Source organism: Stenotrophomonas sp. PS02300, assembly GCF_029959395.1.
GTDB classification, from domain to species: Bacteria; Pseudomonadota; Gammaproteobacteria; order Xanthomonadales; family Xanthomonadaceae; genus Stenotrophomonas; species Stenotrophomonas maltophilia_AD.
The window spans coordinates 1-273 of record NZ_JASCOP010000291.1; the positions used below are offsets into that span (position 1 = coordinate 1).

Sequence of the window (273 nt, forward strand, 5' to 3'; positions counted from 1 at the left end):
GAGCTAACTGATACTAATGATCCGTGTGGCTTGACCATATAACCTCAAGTTGCCTTGGCCGACATGACATGTCGATAGATACCAAGTGCACGCTACGTCACAAGAACTATGAGAGGCAGGCGCAGTATGGCCGTGCTTTTTCCCCGAGGGAAAATCACGAACATCGCGACGCTCCAACCGTCTCCCTGGTGAAATTAGCGCTGTGGAACCACCCGATCCCATCCCGAACTCGGAAGTGAAACGCAGCTGCGCCGATGGTAGTGTGGCTCAAGC

The 273-nt window shown here is 53.5% G+C and carries 1 rRNA gene; it reads left to right on the plus strand.

Annotated elements, in window-relative coordinates:
- Positions 1-184: 184 nt before the first annotated feature.
- A 5S ribosomal RNA gene (gene rrf / locus QMX79_RS20980) occupies positions 185-273 on the plus strand; the annotation flags it as partial.